Source organism: Robinsoniella sp. RHS (genome assembly GCF_001029355.1).
GTDB classification, from domain to species: Bacteria; Bacillota; Clostridia; order Lachnospirales; family Lachnospiraceae; genus Robinsoniella; species Robinsoniella peoriensis.
The window spans coordinates 1-1,246 of the sequence record NZ_JNGB01000269.1; the positions used below are offsets into that span (position 1 = coordinate 1).

The window sequence follows — 1,246 nt, forward strand, 5'->3', positions numbered from 1 at the left end:
TTAGGACAGAATATGGTAGGATGGCCAAATATCACAGTAAAAGCACCAAAAGATGCACAGATCAGCATGCATTTTGCAGAAATGTTAAATGACAGCGGTAAAACTTCCAGAGGAAATGACGGTCCGGAAGGAAGCCTTTATATGGCAAACTACAGATCAGCTGCATCCACATCCATTTATATTGCGAAAGGTGACGAAAAAGAAAGCTATCGTCCGACATTCAGCTTTTATGGATTCCGTTATGTATCTATTTCGGCAGATGCTGATATTACAATTGACAGCTTCCGGGCAGAAGTCCTGGGTTCGGCTATTCCGGAAACGGGTAGTCTGGAGACAAGCAATTCATCCGTAAACCAGTTAATCAGCAATACACTCTGGGGACAGAGAAGTAACTATTTAAGTGTACCTACAGACTGCCCGCAGAGAGATGAACGTCTTGGTTGGTCAGGTGATACACAGGTATTTATCGGGGCGGCATCTTACAATGCAAATGTTGCAGGTTTCTTTAATAAATGGGGACAGGATGCAAGAGACAGCCAGACAAGTGTTGGACAGTATACCGATACAATTCCAAGATCTGCAGCAGTAGGTGCAGGTAATGCAGCTTGGGGAGATGCCGGAATTATCGTTCCTTATACCATGTTTAAGATGTATGGGGATACACAGATCATCTCTCAGATGTACGATTCTATGGAAAAATACATGAACTGGCTTAACAGCAGAGGTTTTGAGGGTGCAGGAACTGCTTATTGTGACTGGCTGGCTCCAAATGAACAGGACAACCAGGGTATTATCAGAAATCTGATCGCATGTGCTTACTACGCATATGATACTCAGTTAATGGCTGAAATGTCAGATGCTATCGGAGAAACACAGAAAGCAGAGGCATACAGAGCAAGATTTAATGAAATTAAAGACCATTTCCAGGAAAAATATATTAATAACGATGGTACTTTAGCAGCTGGTGCAGATACGCAGACAGGATATTTAATCACTTTAAAAGTAGGTCTGTTTAAAGATGATGACCAGAAGCAGGCAGCAACAGATATTCTGGTTAATAAGATTAAAGCTAACGGAAATAAACTTGGTACCGGATTTGTTGGTACTGCTATGCTGAATCAGACGCTTACAGAAGTTGGTGCTGTTGATATGGCATACACCCTGTTACTCCAGAGGGACAATCCATCCTGGATGTACAGTATTGATCAGGGAGCAACAACAATTTGGGAACGTTGGAATTCCTATA

The 1,246-nt window shown here is 42.1% G+C and carries 1 protein-coding gene; it reads left to right on the top strand.

What is annotated here, in order from left to right; all coding sequences use genetic code 11:
• Positions 1-1,246, top strand: a 1,246-nt coding sequence (locus RHS_RS29710) for a family 78 glycoside hydrolase catalytic domain (RefSeq protein WP_047835283.1), incomplete at both ends; no start/stop codon positions are given.